Annotated in this window: 25 protein-coding genes; 9 read left to right on the top strand and 16 right to left on the bottom strand. The window is 72.8% G+C overall.

All coding sequences use genetic code 11. The annotated features are described in order from the left end of the window. The first annotated feature begins 69 nt into the window (after positions 1-69). Entirely contained in the window at positions 70-1,122 is a 1,053-nt protein-coding gene (locus tag OG406_RS30495; RefSeq protein WP_329188862.1) for a CopD family protein, read from the top strand. A gap of 25 nt (positions 1,123-1,147) precedes the next feature. Here the strand turns inward: OG406_RS30495 and OG406_RS30490 are convergent, their stop codons facing one another. From OG406_RS30490 to OG406_RS30455, 8 genes are all read right to left on the bottom strand, one after another. Then, on the bottom strand, positions 1,148-2,191 hold the full coding sequence (locus OG406_RS30490; RefSeq protein WP_329188860.1) for a zinc-dependent alcohol dehydrogenase family protein: 1,044 nt from the start codon (positions 2,189-2,191) through the stop codon (positions 1,148-1,150). Between the two features lie 38 nt (positions 2,192-2,229). Then, on the bottom strand, positions 2,230-2,901 hold the full coding sequence (locus tag OG406_RS30485) for a lysoplasmalogenase (protein ID WP_329188859.1): 672 nt from the start codon (positions 2,899-2,901) through the stop codon (positions 2,230-2,232). Next, positions 2,898-3,824: a sterol desaturase family protein gene (locus tag OG406_RS30480; RefSeq protein WP_329188858.1), complete on the bottom strand. Its 927-nt coding sequence runs from the start codon at positions 3,822-3,824 to the stop codon at positions 2,898-2,900. The genes OG406_RS30485 and OG406_RS30480 overlap by 4 nt, the downstream gene beginning before the upstream one ends. 142 nt (positions 3,825-3,966) lie before the next feature. Beyond that, positions 3,967-4,677 carry a VIT1/CCC1 transporter family protein gene (locus tag OG406_RS30475; protein ID WP_329188856.1) on the bottom strand — a complete coding sequence of 237 codons (711 nt, stop codon included), beginning with the start codon at positions 4,675-4,677 and terminating at the stop codon, positions 3,967-3,969. Between the two features lie 95 nt (positions 4,678-4,772). Then, entirely contained in the window at positions 4,773-6,005 is a 1,233-nt protein-coding gene (locus OG406_RS30470) for an amidohydrolase family protein (protein WP_266612607.1), read from the bottom strand. Further along, entirely contained in the window at positions 6,002-7,285 is a 1,284-nt protein-coding gene (locus OG406_RS30465) for an amidohydrolase family protein (protein ID WP_329188852.1), read from the bottom strand. The genes OG406_RS30470 and OG406_RS30465 overlap by 4 nt, the downstream gene beginning before the upstream one ends. Before the next feature lie 9 nt (positions 7,286-7,294). After that, positions 7,295-8,179, bottom strand: a complete 885-nt coding sequence (locus tag OG406_RS30460; RefSeq protein ID WP_329188851.1) for an SDR family NAD(P)-dependent oxidoreductase — start codon at positions 8,177-8,179, stop codon at positions 7,295-7,297. Beyond that, entirely contained in the window at positions 8,179-8,976 is a 798-nt protein-coding gene (locus tag OG406_RS30455) for an acetoacetate decarboxylase family protein (protein WP_329188850.1), read from the bottom strand. Before OG406_RS30455 ends, OG406_RS30460 begins: the two co-directional genes overlap by 1 nt. A 123-nt stretch (positions 8,977-9,099) precedes the next feature. On the opposite strand from OG406_RS30455, the gene OG406_RS30450 reads away from it, so the two are divergent. The 6 genes from OG406_RS30450 (at position 9,100) to OG406_RS30425 (ending at position 14,975) form a co-directional block, all read left to right on the top strand. Continuing rightward, positions 9,100-9,717, top strand: a complete 618-nt coding sequence (locus OG406_RS30450) for a TetR/AcrR family transcriptional regulator (protein WP_164374288.1) — start codon at positions 9,100-9,102, stop codon at positions 9,715-9,717. Positions 9,718-10,007: 290 nt separating this feature from the next. Continuing rightward, positions 10,008-11,006 (top strand): DEDDh family exonuclease, encoded by a 999-nt coding sequence (locus OG406_RS30445; RefSeq protein ID WP_266612615.1) that lies wholly within the window; start codon positions 10,008-10,010, stop codon positions 11,004-11,006. 115 nt (positions 11,007-11,121) lie between these two features. Next, complete coding sequence (locus OG406_RS30440; RefSeq protein WP_081223681.1) at positions 11,122-11,355, top strand: hypothetical protein; 234 nt, start codon at positions 11,122-11,124, stop codon at positions 11,353-11,355. A 90-nt stretch (positions 11,356-11,445) separates the two neighbouring features. Continuing rightward, positions 11,446-12,243, top strand: coding sequence for an SURF1 family cytochrome oxidase biogenesis protein (locus OG406_RS30435; RefSeq protein ID WP_164374290.1), 798 nt, complete (start codon positions 11,446-11,448; stop codon positions 12,241-12,243). 85 nt (positions 12,244-12,328) lie between these two features. Next, positions 12,329-14,152 carry a glycoside hydrolase family 15 protein gene (locus OG406_RS30430; RefSeq protein ID WP_329188848.1) on the top strand — a complete coding sequence of 608 codons (1,824 nt, stop codon included), beginning with the start codon at positions 12,329-12,331 and terminating at the stop codon, positions 14,150-14,152. Positions 14,153-14,219: 67 nt separating this feature from the next. Then, positions 14,220-14,975, top strand: coding sequence for an SDR family oxidoreductase (locus tag OG406_RS30425; RefSeq protein WP_081223683.1), 756 nt, complete (start codon positions 14,220-14,222; stop codon positions 14,973-14,975). Between the two features lie 9 nt (positions 14,976-14,984). Here the strand turns inward: OG406_RS30425 and amaP are convergent, their stop codons facing one another. The 5 genes from amaP to OG406_RS30400 all read right to left on the bottom strand — a co-directional run bounded on the left by amaP (position 14,985) and on the right by OG406_RS30400 (position 17,425). Next, entirely contained in the window at positions 14,985-15,572 is a 588-nt protein-coding gene (amaP, locus tag OG406_RS30420) for an alkaline shock response membrane anchor protein AmaP (RefSeq protein WP_329188846.1), read from the bottom strand. Then, positions 15,569-16,246, bottom strand: coding sequence for a DUF6286 domain-containing protein (locus OG406_RS30415; protein ID WP_326843477.1), 678 nt, complete (start codon positions 16,244-16,246; stop codon positions 15,569-15,571). Before OG406_RS30415 ends, amaP begins: the two co-directional genes overlap by 4 nt. Continuing rightward, positions 16,243-16,665 (bottom strand): Asp23/Gls24 family envelope stress response protein, encoded by a 423-nt coding sequence (locus OG406_RS30410; protein WP_385392630.1) that lies wholly within the window; start codon positions 16,663-16,665, stop codon positions 16,243-16,245. The genes OG406_RS30415 and OG406_RS30410 overlap by 4 nt, the downstream gene beginning before the upstream one ends. A gap of 3 nt (positions 16,666-16,668) precedes the next feature. Then, the gene (locus OG406_RS30405; RefSeq protein ID WP_081223687.1) at positions 16,669-16,854 is read right to left on the bottom strand and encodes a hypothetical protein; all 186 of its coding nucleotides are present in this window, start codon (positions 16,852-16,854) and stop codon (positions 16,669-16,671) included. A gap of 88 nt (positions 16,855-16,942) precedes the next feature. Next, positions 16,943-17,425, bottom strand: coding sequence for an Asp23/Gls24 family envelope stress response protein (locus OG406_RS30400; RefSeq protein ID WP_326843476.1), 483 nt, complete (start codon positions 17,423-17,425; stop codon positions 16,943-16,945). A gap of 88 nt (positions 17,426-17,513) precedes the next feature. On the opposite strand from OG406_RS30400, the gene OG406_RS30395 reads away from it, so the two are divergent. Next, positions 17,514-18,263, top strand: a complete 750-nt coding sequence (locus OG406_RS30395; protein WP_327410125.1) for a nucleopolyhedrovirus P10 family protein — start codon at positions 17,514-17,516, stop codon at positions 18,261-18,263. Between the two features lie 111 nt (positions 18,264-18,374). On the opposite strand, the gene OG406_RS30390 is transcribed toward OG406_RS30395, so the two are convergent. From OG406_RS30390 to OG406_RS30380, 3 genes are all read right to left on the bottom strand, one after another. Next, the gene (locus OG406_RS30390; protein ID WP_266612625.1) at positions 18,375-19,178 is read right to left on the bottom strand and encodes an enoyl-CoA hydratase/isomerase family protein; all 804 of its coding nucleotides are present in this window, start codon (positions 19,176-19,178) and stop codon (positions 18,375-18,377) included. A gap of 143 nt (positions 19,179-19,321) precedes the next feature. Next, positions 19,322-19,543: a helix-turn-helix domain-containing protein gene (locus OG406_RS30385; RefSeq protein WP_006123601.1), complete on the bottom strand. Its 222-nt coding sequence runs from the start codon at positions 19,541-19,543 to the stop codon at positions 19,322-19,324. Positions 19,544-19,905: 362 nt separating this feature from the next. Then, a complete protein-coding gene (locus OG406_RS30380) occupies positions 19,906-21,504 on the bottom strand; it encodes an ABC-F family ATP-binding cassette domain-containing protein (RefSeq protein WP_326843474.1) in 1,599 nt (532 codons plus the stop codon). A 325-nt stretch (positions 21,505-21,829) separates the two neighbouring features. On the opposite strand from OG406_RS30380, the gene ypfJ reads away from it, so the two are divergent. Continuing rightward, positions 21,830-22,720: a KPN_02809 family neutral zinc metallopeptidase gene (gene ypfJ / locus OG406_RS30375; protein ID WP_164374297.1), complete on the top strand. Its 891-nt coding sequence runs from the start codon at positions 21,830-21,832 to the stop codon at positions 22,718-22,720. Positions 22,721-22,760: the final 40 nt, after the last annotated feature.

The raw sequence follows: 22,760 nt of genomic DNA, 5'->3' as shown, positions 1-22,760 counted from the left end.
CCCGGTTCCGCGACGTCGAACGGGCTAACGTGAGATGCCGGGGACACGACGGCTGGTGAGCATCGTGGGGTGACGTTGACACGACCGACGGCCGACGCGGCGGACGCGGGGGCGGCGGCCAGACGGCAGGCCACCCGCAGGGCCCTCGCCCTGCTCACGCTGGTGGCCGTCGCGGCCCTGATCCCGCTGCTCGGCCCGCGCACCGCGCTGACCGGTACCGGAGAGGCCGCCGCGCCCGGGGTCGCCGGCATCGCCCTGCTGCGCGCGGTGCTGTTCGCCGCGCTCTGCGTCCCCGTGGGAGAACTGTTCGCGGCCCGGCTGGCGCGGCGGGTGCCCGGCGCTCCGCGGGTGGACGCGCCGCGCAGCTGGGCGGCATACGCGGCGGTCGCCGGGTTCGTCGCCGCACTGGGACTCGCCTCCGTGGTCGCGACCGGCAACCTGCTGCCCCGTCACCTCGCCGACCTGGACCTGGGCGGCCTCTACGCGAGCCGCGACGGCAGGCTGGCGCTCCTGGAGGTCAACGCGTTCGCGGTGGCCTGGTTCTGTGCCCGGTCGCGCAGGCCGGGCACCCAGGTGTGGCCGCTGGCCGCGGTGGCGCTGGCGGAGGCGCTGCGCGCGCATCCGGCGGCGGAGCACACCGCGCCGACCGGCTCCGGCCTGACGCTCGTCCATGTGACCTGCGCGGCGCTGTGGGCGGGCGGACTGGTGCACGTCCTGCGGCTGCTGCGGTCCTGGCGCGTGGCGGAGTCGGCCGACGTCGGCTCCCTCGGGACCGGCGAAGGCTCGACGGCCGGTGCCGAGCTGCTCGGCCGCTACGCGCGCGTGGCGGCGGTCCTGTTCGCGGCGATCACCGCCACCGGCGTGTGGAGCTCTTTGCGCCGGATGCCGGCCGGCACGGTCATGGACCAGCTGACGACGACGGCGTACGGGCGCACCCTGCTGGCGAAGGTGCTCCTCGTGGCCGCCGTCGCCGTTCTGGCGCTCTGCGCGCGACTGCGGCTGCGGAGCGCGCGGGACCCGCTCGGCGCCTGCTCCCCCGCGCGTGCGGAGGTCGTCGTGCTGGGGGCGGTCGTCGTGGTGTCCGGTCTGCTGACGGCGCTGCCGCTGCCCATCCGCTGGTGAGCGGCCGGCAGCCCGGTGGAGGACCTCAGTTCGTGACGATGACCTTGAGAGCGGTCCGCTCGTCCATCGCCTTGTAGCCCTCGGGCACGCCCTCCAGGCCGACGGTCATGTCGAAGACCGGCGACGGGTCGATGGTGCCGTCGAGGACGTCGGGCAGCAGCTCGGGGATGTAGGACCGTACGGGAGCGACGCCGCCGCGCAGGGCGACGTTGCGGTCGAACATGACGCCGAGGTCGAGGCCCGTCCCGCTGCCGTGCGGCACGCCGACGAAGCCGATGGCGCCGCCGTCGCGGGTGATGTTCACGGCCGTGCTCATGGACTGCTCGGTGCCGACGGCCTCGACGACGCACATCGCACCCTGGCCGCGGGTCAGCTCGCGCACGGCCTCGACGGCCGCGTCACCGCGTTCGGCGACGACGTCCGTGGCGCCGAAGCGGCGCGCGATGTCCGTCCGTGCCGCGTGCCGGCCGAGGGCGATGATCCGGTCGGCGCCGAGGCGCTTGGCGGCCAGTACGGCGCACAGGCCGACGGCACCGTCGCCGACGACGGCGACGGTGGAGCCCTTGCGGACGCCGGCGCCGAGGACCGCGTGATGGCCGGTGCCGAGGACGTCGGAGAGCGTCAGCAGCGCGGAGAGCAGGTGGTCGTCCGAGGCCGCTTCCTTGGGGAGCTGGACGAGCGTGCCGTCGGCGAAGGGGACCCGGACGGCCTCGCCCTGGCCGCCGTCGTAGCCGACGGAGCCCCAGAAGCCGCCGTGCTCGCAGGAGGTGGTGAGTCCCTCGCGGCAGAAGTCGCAGACGCCGTCGGACCACATGAAGGGGGCCACGACCAGGTCGCCGCGCCGGACGCCGGCCACCTCGGAGCCGGTCTCCTCGACGATGCCGAGGAACTCGTGCCCGATCCGCTGGCCGGCCTGGCGGGCCGCCTCGCCGCGGTACGCCCACAGGTCGCTGCCGCAGATGCAGGAGCGCAGCACGCGGACGACGGCGTCGGTGGGCAGCTGCACCATGGGCTCGGGCACGTCCTCCACCCGCATGTCGAACGGGGCGTGGATGGTGGTGGCGCGCATGGCGAGGGTCCCTCTCGTGCGGTGTGCGGGGTGTGTGCTCAGGGGGTGGTCGAGCGCATACCACCGTACGCCGCCGCGGCCGCGGACGAGCCGCCGAGGGGTCCGAGCACGCCTCGGACCAGCAGGAACTGGGCCGCCGCGTACGTGAGCATGATCCAGAAGGCGGGGTTCGGGGGCTGCGGCCGGTCGGCGACACCGGTGGCGATGAGGGTGTCGGAGAGCATGAAGAGGGCGCCGCCGAGCCCGGCGACGGGTCCCGGGCGGGTGGCTCCGCAGGCCATCGCGGTCAGCAGCAGGCTGTAGCCGGCGACGGGCACACGGAGCCCCGCCGGCAGCCCGGGCCAGAGCAGGACGACGAGGACGGCCAGGACGACGGCGTACCCGATGGGCAGCCAGGGGCCGCGGGCCCGGGCCGTCCGCCGGAAGAGCACGAGGTAGCAGACGTGTCCCGCCGCGAACGAGGCCATGCCGGCGAGGAAGGCGGCGTCGGCGTCGGAGAGGAGGGCCAGGTCGCCGGCCCAGCCGAGGAGCAGCGCGGCGACCAGCAGCCGGGGTCCGCCGCGGACGGCGGCGTACGCGGCGAGCAGGGGCATGAGGAGCGGTTTGGCGACGAGGTGCCCGGGCTCGTACCCGACGGCGAGCGAGAGGACGTCCACGGCCGTCGCCAGGGCGAAGGCGCCGAGCAGCAGCCGGGTGGAGCGCGGGGTCACGCGGCGGGCTCGGAGACCGGGGCCGAGGCAGAGGCGGCGGGCGTCGAGGCGGAGGCAGAAGCGGCGGGCTCGGAGACCGGGGTCGTGGCCGGGGGCGCGGGCTGCCAGCCGGGGCCGCGCAGGACACGTCCGGCGCGTTCGCTCCAGGTCGTCGCGGCCTTCACGTCCCGGGCGATGGCGGCGTACTCGTGGGTGGCCACGCGCAGCGGGTTGTAGGTGGTGATGTTCTTGGTGAGCCCGTAGACGGGCCGGCCGGTCTCCGCCGCCCACGATCCGAAGAGCCGGTCCCAGACGATGAGGATGCCGCCGAAGTTGCGGTCCAGGTAGCCGCCCTGGGACGCGTGGTGGACACGGTGGTGGGAGGGCGTGTTGAGGAGGAACTCGAACCAGCGGGGCATCTTGTCGATGCGCTCGGTGTGGATCCAGAACTGGTAGACGAGGTTCACGGACGAGCAGAACGCGAGGGCGGCGGGGTGCACGCCGAGCGCGATCGCGGGGAGGTAGAAGGGCCAGGACGTCCAGCCGGTCCAGGGCTGGCGCAGCGCGGTGGTGAGGTTGAACCTCCGGCTGGAGTGGTGGACGACGTGACAGGCCCACAGGACGCGGACGACGTGATGGCCGCGGTGGGCCCAGTAGTAGAAGAAGTCCTGGGCGAGCAGCATCAGCGGGACCGTCCACCACAGGAGCGGTACGCGCAGCGGCGTCAGCTCGTACACCGCCGCGTAGATCGCGACGATCGGGAACTTCCACAGGAAGTCGAAGAAGAGGCTGCCGAGGCCCATGCCGACGCTGGTGGCGGAGTCCTTCGGCTCGTAGCCCGCGGCGTCGTCGTCCGGATGGAGCCGGACGCTCACCATCTCGATCACGGCGAGCAGCACGAAGGCGGGTATCGACCACAGCACGACGTCGGGCAGGTTCGGCATGGATGCACCGTAGAGGCGCTGGTCGGCCGCGGCTAGAGGCTGTTACCGACAAGTATGAACGGCGGTGGGTGTTCGCCTTCCGCCGGTCTTCCGCCCCGGCCACCGGAGTTCGCCGTGCGGCGTCCGGTGCCGGGCGGGGCCCTCACACGCCCGCCGCTCCGAGCAGTGCTCCGGCCACGTACGTCACGGCCATGGCGAGCGCTCCCCCGGCCATGTTGCGCAGCACCGCGCGGCGCGGGTCCGCCGCGCCGAGCCGTGCGCTGCTCCAGCCGGTGAGGGCGAGTGCGGCCAGTACGCAGACCACGGTGACACCGAGCCGCCAGGCCGCCGGGGGCAGGACGATCGCGAGCAGCGGCAGCAGCGCGCCGGCGGTGAACGCGAGGAAGCTCGCCCAGGCGGCGTGCCACGGGTTGGTGAGGTCGTCGGGGTCGATGCCGAGTTCGACGGAGGCGTGGGCCTTCAGGGCGTCGCGTTCGGTGAGCTGTTCGGCCGCCTCGCGGGCCACCTGCCGTGACAGGCCGCGTTGTTGGAGGAGTCCGGTCAGCTCTTCCAGTTCGGCCTCGGGCGCGTCCCTGAGTTCGCGTCGCTCCAGGGCCAGCGCGGCGAGTTCCGAGTCGCGCTGGGTGGAGACGGACACGTACTCGCCGGCGGCCATCGACATCGACCCGGCGAGCAGTCCCGCGAGGCCGGCGGTGAGCAGGGCGGAGCGGTCGTCGGTGGCGCCGGCCACGCCGACGACGAGGCCGGCGGTGGACACGATGCCGTCGTTGGCGCCCAGGACGGCGGCCCGGAGCCAGTTGAGCCGCGAGCCGAGTGTGCCGCCGTGGGCCTCGTCGTGCGTCGGTTCCGTCACACGGGGAGGATCGCACCCCGGGGTCGGGGCGCGCCGTACCGACCCGGTGGTTCTCCGGTCCGTGTGTACGGTGCCGGGGCGCCACCGGGGTGCCCTCACCACACGCGGACCGAGCCTCCTCTCGCGAACGCCGGGCTCGTCGCGTCGGCGGGCGGGGTGACGAGGGGTTCGGCGATCTCGGCCACCGTGGGGCCGACCTTCGCGGCGATCTCGTCGAGGTGGGCGAGGTCGAACCCGTAGACGCGGGCCGCGTTGCCGCCGACCATGGCCGCGACCTCCTCGCGGGGCAGTCCCGCGTACGCGATGCGCAGGCCCTCGCGGGTGTAGGGGTGGGTGCCCTCGTCGTGCGGGTAGTCGCTGCCCCACATGATCTTGTCGAGGCCGATGCGGTCGCGCAGCGGGACCTCGTGGGGGCGCATGAAGCTGGCGCCGACGAAGCAGTGGTCGCGCCACACCTGGGAGGGGCCCTTGCCCATCGCCTCGCCCAGTCCGGCGCCGAACCGGGACTCGGCCGTCGCCGCCCGGCCGGCCGCCGCGACCAGCCGGCGGTGGTAGTAGTCCAGCATGTCGAGCACCCCGGGGATCCAGCCCGAGCCCTGTTCGGTGAGGACCAGCCGCAGGCCGGGGTGGCGGCCGAACGCTCCGCCGAACACCAGGTGCCACAGGGCCCGGTGGGAGAACCAGGTCGTCTCCACCATGAAGACCGCGCGGGCCGCCGGTTCGTCGCCGAGGGGCGGCGAGGCCGAGCCTCCGTGGTGGTTGACCGGGACGCCCCGTTCGGCGCAGGCAGCCCAGATCGGGTCGTACGCCGTCGAGTACAGCTCGGGCAGGCCGGAGCCGGGGGGTGTGCCGGGCAGCAGCAGGCCGCCCGTCAGGCCGGCGTCGGCGGACCGGTGGATCTCCTCGACCGCCCGGCCGACGTCGTTCAGGAGGATCTGGAAGACGCCCGCGCGCCGGCCGGGTGCCGCGGCGCAGAAGTCCGCGAGCCAGCGGTTGTGGGCGCGCAGCCCCGCCCAGCGCTGTTCGAACTCGGCCGCGGTCGGGGCCGGTGCCATCAGGGACGCCGAGGGGAAGAAGGGCGGGACGGTGTTCGGGAAGACCACCTCCGCGACGATGCCGTCCTCCTCCAGCTCCGCGAGGCGCCGCCCGGAGTTCCAGTTCCGGTCGGCGGTCTCGGCGAGGAGGTCCTCGTACGGGTTGACGTACGTGGCCGCCCAGGCGTCGAAGTCGTCGTGGTGGGCGCGCTCCAGGTAGGGCCTGTAGTCGAGGAGGTCGGCGCCCGCGTGGCAGTCGGCGGAGATGACGGTGTAGCGGTCGTCGGTGGTCACGGGGTCACCCCCAGGTCGGGGAAGTCGTGGTCGGTCAGCCAGTGGCGGCCGACCTCGCGCGAGCGCGCCCAGGACGCCTCGACCGCCGACTGGTCCTCCGGCTGGCCGAGTTCGGCGGGCGTGGGCCCGATCCTCCGGGCGAGCGGGGCGAGTTCGGCGACGTCGAAGCCGAACACCTCGGCCGCCGCGAGTCCGAGCATGCGGCGGGTCTCCGCCACCGGGATGTCGTGGAAGGTCCTCTTCAGCCAGGCGCGGGTGTCGGGCCAGGTGCCCTCGGGGTGCGGGAAGTCGCTGCCCCAGAGGATGTTGTCGACGCCGATCTCATAGCGCTGGGCGAGTTCGCGGCGCTTGGTGTTGGTCGCGCAGACGAACACCTGGCGGTCCAGGTACTCGTGCGGGGGCCGTTTCAGTTCGGCGAAGGGCGAGAGCTTCTTGCCGCCGTGCGCGCCGAGGTAGAGCCGGTCCATGAACCACAGCAGGTTGGGCAGCCACCAGCAGCCGGACTCCGCGACGCCGAAGCGGAGTCCGGGGTGGCGTTCGAAGACTCCGGACCAGAGCAGGAACCAGAGGGGGCGCGCGGGCCACCAGGTGACCTCGGAGACGTAGATCCCGAGGTGGTCGCCGTACTCGTGGCGGGGAGCCGCTCCGGAGTGGGTGAGCACGGGCATCCCGCACTCGGCGGCCGCCGCCCACACCGGGTCGTAACGGCGGTCGTGGTAGGGCTCCTTGTCGACCCACATGGACGGGATCATCAGGGCGCCGAGGCCGGACTCCTTGGCCCGGTACACCTCGGCGACGACCCGGCCGGTCTCGCCCGTGATCGGCAGCAGTGCCACCCCGCAGTGCCGTTCGGGGTGTTCGGAGACGAACTCGGCGAGCCAGCGGTTGTGGGCCTGCGCGCCCGCCATGCCGAGGTCCGGGTCCTGGTCGCCGGAGAGGCCGAGGCCGACCCCGAAGGGCGCGGCGGTGCGGCTGTCGACGGCGTCCGCGTCGGGGAAGACGACCTCGGCGGCCACCCCGTCGCCGTCGAGTTCCTTGAGGCGCTGCGCGGTGTCCCAACCGCCGCGCAGGCCTTCCTCGTTGTCCTCGAACCACTTGTCGGCGAACGTCTCGTTGCGGATGCCGAGACGGGTCATCTCCTCGCGGCGCCGGCCCTGGCCCGCGAGGAACTCGTCGAAGTCCCGGTGGAACCGGGCGTCCAGGTAGGGCCGGTACTCCTCGGTGGGGAGGCCGGCGTGGCAGTCGGAGGAGATGATCAGATACGGGTCCTGTGCGGTCACCGCGCCCCCTCAGTCGAGGATGAAGCTTTCCAGGTAGGACGGATCGGCCCGGTCGAGCATCGACTGCGACCGGGCACGGATCTGCCGGTCGCTGTGCTCGCTCTCGGGCAGCAGCCAGAAGCGGTCCCGGCGGACTCCCTCGGCGACGAGGTCGGCGACCTGTTCTACGGGCGTGAACAGGACGTCGTGGCCCGACTCCCTCATCGCGGCCTCCCACTGGCCGAGGCTGCGGTACGGGGTCTTCCGGGGCCGCGCCTTGGCGTAGCGCTCGGGACGGTTGCGGTGCGACTCCCACAGGCCGGTGCGGAGCATGTGGGGTCCGGGGAAGAGGACGGAGGCGCCCACGCGCGCGTGCTCCGCCTTCAGATGGGCGTAGAGCGACTCGGTCATCGTCACCACGGCGGCCTTGGTGACGGCGTAGACGGATGCGGTGGGCAGCGGGGCGATCCCGCCGTCGCCGGAGGAGGTGTTGACGACGTGGCCCGGCTCGCCGGCGGCGATCATCCGGGGGACGAACGCCTGGATGCCGTGGAAGACGCCCCACACGTTGACGGCGAAGGCCCACTTCCAGTCGTTCGGGTCGTGCTCCCACATGCGGCCCTCGGCTCCGGAGCCGACGCCCGCGTTGTTGCACAGGACGTGCACCGCGCCGTACGTGCTGTAGGCGTCCTCGGCGAGCGCGACGACCTCGGAGCGCTCACCGACGTCCACCACGCGTGCGTGCACGTCCGCGCCGTCCTCGCGCAGTTCCGCGGTGGCCTTGTCCAGGGCGCCCTCCTCGACGTCGGCGAGGACCACCTTCAGTCCCTCGGCGGCGAACCGTCGCGCCATGGCCAGCCCGATGCCGCTCGCGGCTCCGGTGACCACGGCGACCTGTCCCGCGCGCAGTTCCATCACACGCTCCCTTCGGGCGGGCCGTCGAGGATCTGCCGGGGGTCGTCGTAGCGCTGGTGGACGTACGGCAACAGGGCCTGCGCGCTGACCCGTTCGACGACCCTGCCCTGCTGGTCGGTGGTCTTCTCGCCGATGGTGATCTCCACGAGCCGGCGGACGGGGAGGTCGGCGACCGGGTCGTACATCGACTCCCGCAGGACGACGTCACCGGTGACGCGCTCCAGCCGGCGGACCTTCTCGTTGCGCACGCAGTGCACGAGGACCGGGTCGAGGTCGAATCCCGAACCGTACACCGCGGGAAGGAACTTGAAGTAGAAGTCGGTCTTGCGCGCGGGTTCCGGCAGCGGCAGGTCGCCGCTCACCGCGCCGCGCACCTCGACGAAGGCGATGCCGTGCCGGGCGAGGACGGCACGCACCACGAGCCCGTCGCGCTCGACCGTCACCTCGCCGAGCTTCTTGGGTTCGCCGAAGACCTCGCGCCCGCCGGTCAGGGCCCGCTCGTGGGTCATCGGCATGACCAGCGGGTACCAGCCCTCGACGCCGTCGTGCGCCGCGGCGACGGCGAACGAGCCGGCGCCCAGCGGGTATCCGGGCAGATCGACCTTGCTGATGTTCACGCGGACCAGGGGCCGCGCGGTGGGCTTCAGCGGCGGCGGCAGGACCGCCGCGACCGCGTCCGGGTCGCTCTCCCAGACGGCCACCACTCCGGTGGACCAGATGTCGGGGAGCCGGGAGTTCGCCGTGCGCGCGGCGGCGATCTCCGCCTCGGTGCGTGCCCCGTACCTCACTCGTGCCATGTCGTACCGCCCTTCGCGGGGAAGCAGCAGCTTTCTGATGGCCCGTCACTGGCGCCTGTAACACAGTTACAGCAGACTGCTCGAAGGGTGAATACACGTGCAGGCACGGAATCGGGGAGCGCCATGGGAAGACCCGCACTCACCCGCGAGGAGGTCCTGGAGACCGCCGCAGGTCTGGTGAAGCGGCACGGTCCGGACGCCCTGACGATGCGGGGGCTCGCCGCCGAGCTGGGCACCGCCGTCACCTCGATCTACTGGCACGTCGGCAACCGCGAGTCGCTTCTCGACGCCCTCGTCGAACGCACCGTGGCCGACCTCGGCGAGATCCGGGCCGCCGGGCGCACACCCGCCGCCCGCGTCGTCTCGGTCGCCCGGGCCCTGCGCCGGCAGCTGCGGGAACATCCCCACCTCGTGGCGATGGTCCACGAACGCGGCCTCACCGAGCGGATGTTCCTGCCCGCCCGGCAGGCCCTGGTGCGCGAGGTGCACGCGGCGGGGCTGCGCGGGGCGCGGGCGGCCGAGGCCGTCCGCGCGGTGCTCTTCCAGGTCGTCGGCTTCGTCCTCGTCGAGCGCAACCGGGAGCGCGCTCCCGTGCAGCGGCCCGCCGAGGAGGAACTGTGGGACGCGCGGACCGCACAGGGCGACCCGGCCCTGGCGCGGGCACTGAGCCGACCGGTCGACCCGGAGAGGCTGTTCGTCGTGTCCGTACGGGCGCTGGTGGAGGCCCTGCTGGCCGGCTGACCCGGAGCACGGAGAGCGCGGCCGGGACCGCGCGCGGCCGCCGCCCGGCCCGGCCGCCGGCCGCGGACACGGGCCGCCGGGGGCGGGGACGTCATGGCGACACCGGGCCGCGAGCCCGCACCGGTGCCCGTCCCGGGAGCCGTCCCGGGAGCGCTGCGGCGTCAACTCCGGGGCGCGGCGCACCCGTGCGGGAGGTCCCGTGCGCGGTGCCACGTCCGGGGCCCGGGGAGTGCCGCGTTCCGGGAAGGCGGCAGCGGAGCTGTCAGTCACGGCCCGTATCCTCAGTGACCATGCTCGAAGACCTCACGACCGCAGCGTCCCCAGCCTCCTGGCCGGCCGCGTATCCGCAGGGATACGCGGTCGTTGACGTGGAGACCACAGGACTGGCCCGCGACGACCGGATAATCTCCGCCGCCGTCTACCGGCTGGACGCGCGCGGCGAGGTCGAGGACCACTGGTACACGATGGTCAATCCCGAGCGCGACCCGGGCCCGGTGTGGATCCACGGGCTCACCAGCGACATGCTCGAAGGGGCGCCCCTCTTCCCGGAGATCGCCGAGGAGTTCGCCGCACGGCTCGACGGCCGCGTCCTCGTCGCACACAACGCGGTCTTCGACTGGTCGATGATCGCCCGCGAGTACGCGCGCGCGGAGCGCGAGGCGCCGGTGCGTCAGCGGCTGTGCACCATCGCCCTCTCCAAGGAGCTGGGCCTGCCGCTGCCCAACCACAAGCTGGAGTCGCTGGCCGCGCATTTCGGGGTCGTGCAGCAGCGCGCGCACCACGCGCTGGACGACGCCCGCGTGCTGGCCGAGGCGTTCCGGCCGAGCCTGCGGGCCGCGGCGCGTGACGGGGTGCGCCTGCCCCTTCTCGAATGCCTGCCGCTCAAGGAGTGGTCCGGCAGCACGTCGGCACCCCGGATCGGACGGCAGGCCGGAGGGTACGCGTCGGGCGGCTACCCCTCGGGGAGTTGGCGCCCCTCGCGCAAGCGTCCGGCATGCCCCTACCCGAACCCCGGGCGGTACGAGACGGGCAAACCGCTCAAGCAGGGCATGCGCGTCGCGTTCTCGGGCGACACCTCCGTCGACCGCGAACTGCTGGAGGACCGCGCCGTGGAGGCGGGACTGCACGTCGCGACGAGCCTGTCCCGGCTCACCAGCCTGCTCGTGACGAACGACCCCGACGCCGCCACGTCGAAGGTCGTCAAGGCCCGGCAGTTCGGGACGCCGGTGATCGACGAGGCCGCGTTCGGACAGCTGCTGCGCGACGTCGAACCCGCGTCGCGCGGGTGACGGACGTACGGGTGGCCGAACGGGCACGGGAGAGTGACGGGCGTACGGGTGATTGACGCGCGACTCGCCCGGCCCCCGCTCGCCCGCGCCGCCACGGCACTCCACCCTGTGGCGCATGGCGAGATGCGAAGTATGCGGCAATGACTACGGAATGAGCTTCGAGGTGCACGCGCAGGGCGCGGTGCACGTCTTCGACTGCTTCTCCTGCGCGATCCACCGGATGGCCCCGATCTGCGAGCACTGTCGGGTGCAGGTCATCGGCCAGGGCGTCGAGGTCGAGGGCCACTGGTACTGCGGCGCGCACTGCGCCCGCGCGGAGGGCAGGACGGGGGTCGTCGACAAGGTCTGAGCCTCGGACCACCTCGGGAGCAGGCCACGCGCGGCCCTCGGCGGGACCCTCCCGTCGGGGGCCGAAACCATGCCGAGTACCGTCAATGGGGTGTACCGCTTCCTGTTGTCCCGGCAGTGGGTGATCCTCACCCTCGTGGCCCTCGTGCTCGTCCCCACGATGATCAAGCTGGGCTTCTGGCAGCTGCACCGGCACGAGCACAAGGTCGCCCTGAACACGGTGATCTCCGACTCGCTGGCGGCGAAGCCGGTGCCCGCCGAGACGCTCACCGCGCCGGGACGGCACATCCGGCACGACGACCTGTACCGCCGGGTCAGTGCCGAGGGCCACTTCGACACCGCGCACGAAGAGGTCGTCCGCCGCCGCACCAACTCCGACGGCGAGGTCGGCTATCACGTCCTGACGCCGTTCGTGCTGACCGACGGCCGGGTCCTCATGGTCAACCGCGGCTGGGTCCCGGCGGACGGCGCGCAGACCGCCTTCCCGAAGATCCCCGCCCCCGAGCGCGGCGAGATCACCGTCACCGGCCGGCTGATGGCCGACCAGACGACCGCCGACAGCGGCATCAAGAACGTCCGCGGACTGCCCGACCGCCAGGTCATGCTGATCAACAGCGAGCAGCAGGCGCAGCGGCTCGGCAAGCAGGTCCTCGGCGGCTACGTCGAGCAGACGGCGCCGCGCCCCAGGGGCGACTCCCCCGAACTCATCCCAGACCCCGAGCACAGCGACATCGGTCCGCACATGGCGTACGCGATCCAGTGGTGGCTGTTCTCCGCGGGCGTCCCCTTCGGCTGGGTGGTCCTGGTCCGCCGTGAGCGCCGCGACCGCGCGGAGGCCGCGGCCGCGGAGACGGCCCCGGAAGAGGAAGCGGAGCCGGCGAGCGTCTAGGAGCGCCCGCTCCCCGGCCGCTGTCGCCGCTCCTGCCACTCCGGCGGCCCGATTGGCGCTCGCCCCGGTCGGGAACCGGTCCTGCGTGCACCGACGCATCGAGGACTACGCGCTCATCGGGGACGAACAGACCGCCGCTCTGGTGGGCCGCGACGGGTCCGTCGACTGGCTGTGCCTTCCCCGCTTCGACTCCGCCGCCTGCTTCGCGGCCCTGCTGGGCGACGAGGACAACGGCCACTGGCGGATCGCGCCCGAGGGCGCCGACGTGTGCACCCGGCGCGCGTACCGCCCCGACACCCTGGTGCTCGACACCGAGTGGGACACCGCCGAGGGGTCCGTCCGGGTGACCGACCTGATGCCGCAGCGGGAGCACGCCCCCGATCTCGTGCGCGTCGTCGAGGGACTCAGCGGCCGGGTGAGGATGAACAGCCGGCTCCAGCTGCGCTTCGACTACGGGTCGGTCGTTCCCTGGATGCGGAAGTCGGACGGGCACCGGGTGGCGGTCGCGGGCCCGGACTCGGTGTGGCTGCGCAGCGAACCGCCCGTCCCCACCTGGGGCAAGAACTTCCGCACCTACTCCGAGTTCACCGTCGAGGCAGGTCAGAAGGTCGCCTTCGTCCTGACCTGGCACCCCTCGCACCGCCCGCGCCCGCCGCTCAGCGATCCCTTCGAGTCGCTGGAGACGAGCGTCACGGACTGGCGGGCATGGGCCGCCCGCTGCCGTTACGAGGGACCGCACCGGGACGTCGTCGTGCGTTCCCTGCTCACGCTGAAGGCCCTCACCTACGCGCCGACCGGCGGCATCGTGGCCGCCCCGACCACCTCGCTCCCCGAGGAGCTGGGCGGTGTCCGCAACTGGGACTACCGCTACTGCTGGCTGCGCGACTCCACGCTCACCCTGGGGGCGCTGCTCGCGGCCGGCTATCAGGAGGAGGCCGAGGCCTGGCGCGACTGGCTGCTGCGGGCGGTCGCGGGCGACCCGGCGGACCTGCAGATCATGTACGGCCTGTCGGGCGAACGCCGGCTGTCGGAGTACGAGATCCCGTGGCTGTCCGGATACGCGGGCTCCGCGCCCGTCCGGGTCGGCAACAGCGCCGTCGAGCAGTTGCAGCTCGACGTGTACGGCGAGGTCATCGACTCGCTGTGGCTCGCGCGGCGTTCGGGCCTGCCGTCGAGGCCGCACATGTGGCGCGTGCAGTGCGCCATGATGGACTTCCTGCGCGTGGCGTGGCGGCAGCCGGACGAGGGGATCTGGGAGATCCGCGGCCCGCGCCGGCACTTCGTCTACTCCAAGGTGATGGCCTGGGTGGCCGCCGACCGCGCCGTGCGCACCCTGGAGGAGGACCCGTCGCTCGAAGGCGACCTGGAGGGCTGGCGGGCGATGCGCGACGAGGTGCACCGCGAGGTGTGCGAGCGCGGCTTCGACGCCGAACGCAACACCTTCACCCAGTCCTACGGCTCGGCGGAACTCGACGCCGCCCTGCTGCTCATCCCCCGCGTCGGCTTCCTGCCCGCCGACGACCCGAAGGTGATCGGCACGGTGGACGCGGTCCGTGCCGAACTCGCCCCCGACGGCCTCCTGGTGCGCCGCTACAGCGCGGCGACGACCGATGTCGACGGGCTCCCCGGCGATGAGGGCACCTTCGTCGTCTGCTCGTTCTGGCTCGCCGACGCCCTGTATCTGACGGGCCGTACGCAGGAGGCGCGCGAGCTGTTCGAGCGGCTGGTCGGTCTCACCAACGACGTGGGGCTGCTGTCCGAGGAGTACGACCCCGTCGCGGAGCGCCAGCTCGGCAACTTCCCGCAGGCGTTCAGCCACATCGGCCTGGTGGTGAGCGCCCTCAGCCTCTTCGGGGTACCGCCCGCGAACCCGCCGGTGGAGGGCGAGGGCACACCCGACGGGGCGTAGGGCGCCCCGCCCGCCCGGCCGGCGCCCACCCTGGAGACGGCTCACGGCATGGGGGAGGATGGGCGCCATGGATCTTGGACTGAAGGATCGTGTGTACGTCGTCACGGGTGCCACCCGTGGCCTGGGCAACGCCGCCGCGCGGGAACTCGTCGCCGACGGCGCGAAGGTGGTGCTGAGCGGGCGCGACGCGAAGAGCGCGGCCGACGCCGCCGCCGCGCTCGGCCCGAACGCCGTCGGGGTGGCGGCCGACAACGCCGACCCCGAGGCCCCGGCCCGCCTGATCGCGGCCGCCCGGGAGCACTTCGGCGCCTTCGACGGCATCCTCATCAGCGTCGGCGGCCCGCCGCCGGGCTTCGCCGCGGACAACACCGACGAGCAGTGGACGGCCGCCTTCGAGTCGGTCTTCCTGGGCGCGGTGCGGCTGGCCCGCGCGGCCGCCGCGGAACTCGGCGCGGGCGGCGCCGTCGGCTTCGTGCTCTCCGGCTCGGTGTACGAGCCGATCGGCGGGCTCACCATCTCCAACGGACTGCGTCCGGGCCTCGCGGGCTTCGCCAAGTCCCTCGCGGACGAGCTGGGCCCGCGCGGCATCCGCGTCGTTGGACTGCTGCCCTCACGCATCGACACGGACCGGGTCCGCGAGCTGGACGGTCTGTCGGCCGACCCCGAGGCCACCCGGGCGGCCAACGAGTCGCGTATCCCGCTGCGCCGCTACGGCACCCCGGAGGAGTTCGGCCGCACGGCCGCGTTCCTGCTCTCCCCCGCCGCCTCGTACCTGACCGGCATCATGGTCCCGGTCGACGGCGGGATGCGCAGCGGGTTCTGACCGGTCCGCTCAGGTCACGCGCTCCGCGCGGTGCTTGACGCCGCGCAGCCGCACCTCCGCCGGGAGCGCCGCGAGGCCCGCCGAGTTCCGCGCGTGCGCGAGGGCCTCGACGGTCAGCTGGTGCAGCACCTGCCCGGGGTCGACGTGCGGTTCCAGCAGGAGCCGTACGTGCGCCTCGGGCAGGGTGCGGCGGCCGGTCAGGCGGACCCGGGCCGTGTCGACGCCGCCCAGCCCGTCGGCCTCGGCGGCGAGCACGCTCTCCAGCGCCCGCCCGCGCAGCAGGGCGCCCTCTCCGTCACCGGTGTCGACGAGCACCTCGGCGAGGCGCCGGCGCCGGAGGTCGGCGAACAGCCACCACAGGGCGAACAGCACGAGGACCGCGAGGGCGGCGATGACGACGGGCCACCACCAGCCCTGGTCGCGCCACTTGGTCCGTTCGGCGGTGCTGAGGAGCACGTCGTGACGTCCGTCGTGGATCCACCACGAGGGCGGCTTGACGCCGAGCCCGATGGCGAGGACGGAGCCGCCGAGGGCGAGCAGGACGAGTCCGGCCAGCCCGATCAGTACGCGGTTGACGGTCCGGCGCACGGACATCACCCCTTCCGTCCGGGACGGGCGACCCGTACCGAGAGGCCCGGTGAGCGGGACAGCCCCAGTCCCTGGATGCCGTCGGTGAGCGTGGAGTCCAGGTCGGCACGGACGTCGTCGAGTTCGCGGAAGTGGGACACCGCGCGGACGTCGACCTTGCGCCGCTTCACGCGGACCCGGACCGACTGGACGCCGGCGACCTCCATGGCGCGGTCGCGCAGGGCCATCGCGGCGGCTCCCCGGTGCAGCCCGGCCCGCACGTCGCGGTGGGTGCGCCGCATGGGCAGCACGTCGCGCAGCCCGGGGGTGGCGGCGAGGAGGATCAGCCAGAGCCCGAGCGCGGCGGCGACGCCGGCGCCCACGAGGACGGCGGTGTCGTCGAGAGGCCGCTCGGCGAGCTGCCGGGCGAACCACTTGCGCAGTTCGAGGGCGGAGCGACCGGCGCGGACGGCCGCGACGTCGTAGAGGAAGAATCCGGCGATCACGAAGAGCAGGATCGCGAGGACGCAGGCCGGAACGCGTCGCGCGGACCAGAAGCGGCCCTGGCGGCTGTCCTTGTCGTCCAGCGTCTCCAGCGGTTCGTAGGCCGCCGCCGAAGCGGACTGGCCGAGCGCGCCGGGGTCGTCCGACTTCTCCAGCACCGGCAGCTTCCGGGTGTTCTCGGAGCCCTGGGGCTCGCTCATCGCGTCCTCCCCTGTACCGAACCCGGCCCGTGTGCCAGGTGCAGCCGCTCCACCTGGACGGCGACCTCCGGCACTTCCATTCCCGCCAACGCCTCTACCCGCTCCGCGACATGACGACGCACCGCGTTGCACTGGCCACCGATGTCGGAGGGGTATCCCAGTTCGAGACTGACCCGGACCTGGGCGCTGTGCGTCGGGCGGTCGCCCTCTCCCCCGGCGCCGGAGGACTGCCGCCGGACGACGACGGTCGCGTGCGGGGGCACGGCGTCGGGCGGCAGCGGCGGGAGTGCCTCGCGCGCCGCCTGCGACGCGATCTTCGCGACGACCCGGTCGGCGATCCGGGTGGCGCCCCGCTCGGGCGCCACCACGGTCGTCACGCCCGGCCGGGTCTCACCGAGCCGGTCGACCTGACCTGGCACGGGTCACCGCCGCCGGTCGTCACGGGCGCGGAAGAGGTCGCCCACGTCCAGGTCCCCCTCGAGGAACCGTCCGACGAAGAACCCGACGGCGCCCAGAGCGGCCACCAGGAGAAAGGCGCCGAATCCGCCGAAGTACCCGGCGAAGGCCAGCGCCATACCGGCGATCATGCCGACAACGGCCAAGCTCATGGTGCGCTCCTCAGCGGTTCGGCGGCCGTGTGATCACGCGTGACCCGGTGGCCGGGTGGTGGGGCGGGACGTTCCGGTGACGCGGGGGTCACTGGAGACGTGACTCCGGTTCCTCGTCTTCTTCCTCGGGAAGCTTCACATCACTCACCGCGATGTTGACTTCGACCACTTCGAGGCCGGTCATACGCTCGACGGCGGCGACGACGTTCTCGCGCACGTCACGCGCCACGTCGGCGATGGAGACGCCGTAGTCGACGACGATCTCCAGGTCGAGGGCGGTCTGCACCTCGCCGACCTCGGCCTTCACACCACGGGTCACGGACTTGCTGCTGCTGGTGCCGGGCACCCGGTCGCGCATCGCGCCGATGGTCCGGCTCATCCCGCTGCCCATCGCGTGGACGCCGACGACGTCCCGCGCGGCGAGCCCGGCGATCTTCTCCACGACACCGTCGGCGATGGTGGTCCGCCCGCGCGTCGCGGGGTCCCCGCCGCCGCGCTTGGTGGGCTTGCGCCCGGCCTCCTTCTCGGCGTCGGGGCTGTCCGTCCGGTTCCGCTCGGTCATATCGGTCATTGCCGTACGTCCCTTTCGGTCGTCCTCCTGAGGCCACAGTAGGTCGGGTCGCGCGGTCGCGCGCCCGGTGATGGGGCAGGCTGGGGCCATGACCGCGGACCGGTGGGCGCAGGTGGTACGGAATCAGCTCGGACTCGGCAGGCTGCTGCCGCTGGGCCTTTCGCGCGACGGCGCGTGGATCACGGAGAGCGCCGCGGACGCCGTGCTGCGGCGGGCGGCGACGGCCGTGGACGGCGTGCGCCTCGGCACGCTGCGGATCGCGCTCGCCGATCCGGACGGGCCGTACGCCTCCGCCGTGCCGGCCCCGCCGAGTGCCCTCGCGCCCGGTCCGCTGCGCGTGACGGCGGAGTTCGGGGCGGCGGCGGATCCCACCGCCCCGGGGGCCGACTCGCTGCCGGCGACCGCGGAGCGGCTGCGGCTCGCCCTGTCGGCCGCGGCGGCACAGCGCCTCGGCCTCGACGTGAGCGAGGTGGACCTCCAGGTGACGGACCTGCTGACGGACGCGCAGATGACGTCCCGGAAGGACGAGCAGGACGTACGGGAGGGTGCCGCGCCCGTGGAGCCGAAGGTCCCGGACGGTCCGGAGGAGGCACGGATCGCCGCCGTCGTCCGGGGCGTCGCGGGTGTCACCCGTCTGACGGACGCGTTGGGCCGATCGGTGGACATCGGGACTCCCGCCACCGCGGAGTCGGCCGTGCCCCGGCGTCACGTCCGCGTGGAACTCGCGGTCGCGGCCGGCTTCCGGGCGGTGGAGGTGGCTCGCGCGGTCAGGACGGCGGTCGCGGAGGCGGCTCGGGACACCCCGTCCGTGGCGGTTCTGGTGACCGCCGTCGGCTGACCCGGTACGAGCGGGTCGCCGGGGCGCCGGGCGTTCACTTCACTTCGCCGGCCGGGGGCGCGACGACGGTCCGCGGGACAGGACCGTACGGACGCGCCCCGGTCGTCGTGGTCAGTCGCCGACGCCGGCGAGGTCCCGGAGACGACGCGCCTGCGAGGCGCGTTCGGCGGTGCGCTGGTCCTCGTAGGAACGCTCCTGGGCGCCGCGCAGCAGGGCCTTCGTCTCGATCACGGCGTCGCGCGGGGCGGCCAGCAGCGCCGCGGTGAGGTCACGGACCGCGTCGTCGAGCTGCGCCGCGGGCACCGCGAGGTTGGCGAGTCCGGTGCGCTCGGCCTCCTCGGCCAGGACGAAGCGGCCGGTCGCGCAGATCTCCAGGGCGCGGGCGTACCCGACGAGGCTCACCAGGGGGTGCGTGCCGGTGAGGTCGGGCACGAGGCCGAGGCTGGTCTCGCGCATGGCGAACTGCACGTCGTCGGCGACGACGCGCAGATCACAGGCGAGGGCGAGCTGGAACCCGGCACCGATGGCATGCCCCTGCACAGCGGCGATCGACACGAGGTCGCTGCGCCGCCACCAGGTGAACGCCTCCTGGTACTCGGCGATGGTCGCGTCGAGCTCGGCGTCGGATCCGCGGGCGAGATCGATGAACGACGGTTCGCCGTCGAAGCCCTCGGGCGTGAACGCCTGCCGGTCGAGCCCCGCGGAGAAGGACTGGCCCTCGGCGCGCAGCACGACGACCCGGACGGAGCCCGGCAGTGACCGGCCGGCTTGCGTCAACGCCCGCCACAGAGCAGGACTCTGGGCGTTGCGCTTGGCCGGGTTGGTCAGGGTCACCGTGGCGATCGCGTCGTCGACGGTGAGCCGTACGCCGTCCTTGTCGAGTACCGGTTCGAGATCCTTGTCGGGCGAAGCCATGGGGTGCCTCCGGTGGGTGCGGTCGGTTCAGGTGTGCACCTCGTGAAGCACGAGGGCACACCTAAGTGACTGCACAGTAACCACCCGGTCGGTCACCCGACCGACCGGGTGGTCACCACCGAAGCCGATGGGGACGCCCGGCCTCAGGCCGAAGCGGCCTTCTTGCCCCGCGTCGCTCCGCCACGCCCTCGGAGCGTGACGCCCGACTCGCTGAGCATCCGGTGCACGAAGCCATACGAACGGCCGGTCTCTTCGGCCAGCGCTCGGATGCTCGCACCGGAGTCGTACTTCTTCTTCAGGTCTGCCGCGAGCTTGTCGCGCGCGGCGCCGGTTACCCGGCTGCCCTTCTTCAGAGTCTCGGCCACCCGTGCCTCCTCATGGGAAGTGCGCTCTGGACTCTCATGATCACCCCTCCCGGGCGTCATGGCCACCCATTCGGCAAGGTCCGTAAGACAAGGTTTTGACGACAGGAGCCCGTCCCCACGAGTGGAATCAGTGGTTCCGGCTGGTGCGTTCCGTACCGCCGAACGGGTTCTTCCACGAAGTCCCTGGTCAGCGACGCAGAACGGCCGAGCCCTGGAGAACACAGGGCTCGGCCGGAAAATCGGTGTAGGACACACCTCGGTACGAGGAGATCTCACACAGATGATGGATCACGGATCGGCCGAATGATCCATACGCAGTGGATCAGTCATTCGATCTCGGTGTGCGGACCCCTCGCGGGGGCTCAGGCGAGGGCGACCAGGTCGGCGTAGTCGGAACCCCACAGGTCCTCGACGCCGTCCGGCAGCAGGATGATCCGCTCCGGCTGGAGCGCCTCGACGGCACCCTCGTCGTGGGTGACGAGGACGACGGCGCCCTTGTAGGTGCGCAGCGCGCCGAGGATCTCCTCGCGGCTGGCCGGGTCGAGGTTGTTCGTCGGTTCGTCGAGCAGCAGGACGTTCGCGGAGGAGACGACGAGGGTCGCGAGCGCGAGCCGCGTCTTCTCACCACCGGAGAGCACCCCGGCCGGCTTGTCGACGTCGTCGCCGGAGAACAGGAACGAGCCGAGCGTCTTGCGGACCTCGACCAGGTCCAGGTCGGGGGCGGCGGACCGCATGTTCTCCAGGACCGTGCGCTCGGGGTCGAGGGTCTCGTGCTCCTGCGCGTAGTAGCCGAGCTTGAGGCCGTGGCCCTCGATGACCTCGCCGGTGTCGGCCTTCTCGGCGCCGCCGAGCAGGCGCAGCAGGGTCGTCTTGCCGGCGCCGTTCAGGCCGAGGATGACGACGCGGGAGCCCTTGTCGATGGCCAGGTCGACGTCGGTGAAGATCTCCAGGGAGCCGTAGGACTTCGACAGGCCCTCCGCCATGAGCGGGGTCTTGCCGCAGGGCGCGGGCTCCGGGAAGCGCAGCTTGGCGACCTTGTCGGAGACGCGGACCGCCTCCAGGCCGGCGAGCAGCTTGTCGGCGCGCTTGGCCATGTTCTGCGCGGCCACCGTCTTGGTGGCCTTGGCGCGCATCTTGTCCGCCTGCGAGTTCAGCGCGGCGGCCTTCTTCTCGGCGTTCTGCCGCTCGCGCTTGCGGCGCTTCTCGTCGGCCTCGCGCTGCTGCTGGTAGAGCTTCCAGCCCATGTTGTAGACGTCGATCTGGGCGCGGTTGGCGTCCAGGTAGAAGACCTTGTTGACGACCGTCTCGACGAGGTCCACGTCGTGGGAGATCACGATGAAGCCGCCGCGGTAGGTCTTCAGGTAGTCGCGCAGCCAGACGATCGAGTCCGCGTCCAGGTGGTTCGTCGGCTCGTCGAGCAGCAGGGTGTCGGCGTCCGAGAAGAGGATGCGGGCCAGCTCGATACGGCGGCGCTGACCGCCGGAGAGCGTGTGCAGGGGCTGGCCGAGCACCCGGTCGGGCAGGTTGAGCGCGGCGGCGATGGTGGCCGCCTCGGCCTCGGCGGAGTAGCCGCCCTTGGTGAGGAACTCCGTCTCCTGGCGCTCGTACTGCCGCATGGCCTTGTCGCGGGTGGCGCCCGCGCCGTTGGCGATGCGCTGTTCGTTCTCGCGCATCTTGCGAATCAGGACGTCCAGGCCGCGGGCGGACAGGACGCGGTCGCGGGCGAGGACGTCGAGGTCGCCGGTGCGCGGGTCCTGGGGCAGGTAGCCGACCTCGCCGGAGCGGGTGACGGTGCCCGCGGCGGGCTGGCCCTGGCCGGCGAGGACCTTGGTGAGGGTCGTCTTGCCCGCGCCGTTGCGGCCGACGAGGCCGATGCGGTCGCCCTTCGCGATGCGGAAGGTGGCGGACTCGATGAGGATGCGGGCGCCGGCACGCAGCTCGATACCGGAGGCGGAGATCACGGACAGACTCCAGGGCTGGGGGTCGGTGGACGGCTGAGGGCGTTCCCGCCGTCTAATGCGCGAGGAGAATGGCCATGGGCCAAGTCTAACGGGGCCGTGCAACCACTTTTCCGGTCTGCGGGCCTCCGGCACTGTGACGCTCGCCCCGCCGCGGGCCTCGGAGCGGGCGCGAGGGCGCGGGGCGTCCGGCCGGGAATCCCGCCGCGAGGGCCGCCGGGCGCGGGCGTAGCCCGTTCGGACCTCGGGCCGGGGCCGCGGGGCCCGGCGCGTACGAGGATGGCGCCACGGAGCGACCGACCGGCGTACGCCAGAGGGTGGTGTGTCCATGCAGTTCGACGACGACGCGGACCTGGACACGTCCGAGGTCCAGGATGTGCGCGGCAGCCGCATCCCCGGTGGCCGGGCGACCGTCGGCGGTGGCCTCGCCGGTCTGATCGCCCTGCTCCTCGGGCTGTTCTTCGGGGTCGGTCCCGACCAGCTCGGTCTGTCCTCCGGCAGCGACCAGCCGGCGCCGGCCTCCTCGTCGCTGGCGCAGTTGCAGCAGACCTGCCGGACCGGGCGGGACGCGAACGCCCAGGAGGACTGCCGCGTCGTCGCGGTGGTCAACAGCATCCAGACGTACTGGGCGAAGGAGTTCACGCGCCGGGGCGGCACCTACACCCGCTCCCCCACCGTCTTCTTCAGTGGCCGGGTGGGCACGGCCTGCGGGACCGCCTCGTCGGCCGTGGGCCCGTTCTACTGTCCCGGGGACCGCAAGGTCTATCTGGACCTGGGCTTCTTCGACGAGCTGCGTACCAAGTTCGGCTCCAGCGGCGGACCGTTCGCGCAGGCCTACGTGGTGGCGCACGAGTACGGGCATCACGTGCAGGACCTGATGGGCACGCTGGCCAGGTCCCAGGACGGGGTGACCGGCGCGAACAGCAACGCGGTGAAGGTGGAGCTCCAGGCCGACTGCTACGCGGGCGTCTGGGCGCGGCATGCGACGACCACCCCGTCCACGTCGTCGGGCAAGCCGCTGCTGACCTCGCTGACGGACGCCGACATCCGTGACGGTCTGGACGCGGCGGCCGCGGTCGGGGACGACCGGATCCAGCAGCGGTACCAGGGCCGGGTGACGCCGGAGACCTGGACGCACGGCTCGGCCCAGCAGCGGCAGCAGTGGTTCTACCAGGGCTTCAGCAGTGGCGACATGGCGCAGTGCAACACGTTCAACTGAGCGGGTTCTCCTCGGGGGCCGTCCGGTCCTCGGAGAGGTT

Source organism: Streptomyces sp. NBC_01428 (genome assembly GCF_036231965.1).
In the GTDB taxonomy this organism is placed as follows: domain Bacteria; phylum Actinomycetota; class Actinomycetes; order Streptomycetales; family Streptomycetaceae; genus Streptomyces.
The sequence above is the reverse complement of the archived record's forward strand: the minus strand, read 5'-3'. Positions and strand labels throughout refer to the sequence as shown.